The organism is Crocosphaera chwakensis CCY0110 (assembly GCF_000169335.1).
Taxonomy (GTDB): Bacteria; Cyanobacteriota; Cyanobacteriia; order Cyanobacteriales; family Microcystaceae; genus Crocosphaera; species Crocosphaera chwakensis.
This window is the reverse complement of sequence record NZ_AAXW01000161.1, coordinates 1-1,068: the sequence shown is the minus strand read 5'-3', so window position 1 is coordinate 1,068 and position 1,068 is coordinate 1. Positions and strand designations below refer to the sequence as shown.

General features: G+C 38.9%; 1 protein-coding gene and 1 pseudogene. One reads left to right on the top strand and one right to left on the bottom strand.

The features are described from left to right. Nucleotides 1–209, bottom strand: a 209-nt coding sequence (locus CY0110_RS27800; protein ID WP_008279014.1) for a DUF433 domain-containing protein, incomplete at its 3' end; no start/stop codon positions are given. Between the two features lie 130 nt (nucleotides 210–339). Here CY0110_RS27800 and CY0110_RS27795 point away from each other — a divergent pair. Further along, nucleotides 340–1,068, top strand: a pseudogene (locus tag CY0110_RS27795) (IS66-like element ISCysp3 family transposase); the annotation flags it as partial.

Below are 1,068 nucleotides of genomic sequence, written 5' to 3'. Positions count from 1 at the left end.
TTATCATGATAATAAGTTAACGCTGCATAAACATCTGCTAAAGTAATCGTTGGATGTCGAGAAACAATTTCATCGGGAGAAAGTCCCATTTCTTCATACCAAATAACAATATCTTGTACTTTAATTCGATGACCAGCAATACGAGGTTTTCCCCCACAAACTCCTGGAGTCATACAAATATGTTCTGAAATTACAGGTATTTTAGACATCTTTCTTTAATCTTTCAAAATTTACTAGAGTCAATTCATGACAAAACCATTTTATCTTTCCTTGGTGCAAGATGGTAAGGATTCAGGTGGCAAATATTGACAAACAGGCTGACTGCGCTAAAGTAACGGTATGAGTCAAACTGAACCAGGAGTACAGTTAAATCCAGACGAATTAAACCAACTGTCAAAATCTGGGTTGGTACAAATTATCTTGGCTCAACAGAAACTTATCGAGCAGCTACAAAAAGAAATAGAAAAATTAAAGCTCAGTCGTAATTTAGATAGCCAAACCTCATCAAAACCCCCATCAACAGACTTATTGAAAAAGTCTGAGAAGGCTAAAACAACTGAAGACGATAAGGATAAGAAAAGAAAACCAGGGGGACAACCTGGACATAAGGGAAAAACAAGGAAAGGCTTTGGGAGAATTGACAGAATTCAAATCTTGCAACCATCAATATGTAGTCACTGTGGTCAAACAGAATTATTAATAGAACCAGTGAAAGTTGATTCTCAGCAGGTAGCACAACTGGTAGATAAACCCATTGAGGTAGTAGAATATCATCGTCATCATTGTCGCTGTGGGCATTGTGGTGAAGTGACCAAAGCGAATTGGTCGCCCAAGACCGTCCCAGGACAAGATTTAGGAGTGAAGTTACAAGCTTTTCTGGGATGGTTAGGGAATTATGGACATCTACCTTATGAAAAGCAACAAGAGATGTTGTGGGAGTTAGGGCAAATTGAGATAGGTATGGGGACCATCGTAGCCACCAATCAACGAGTAGAAACAGCCATTAATCCGTCGGTTGAACAATTATCCAAGTGGGTCAAAGTAGAACAACCCCCAATTCATGTTGAT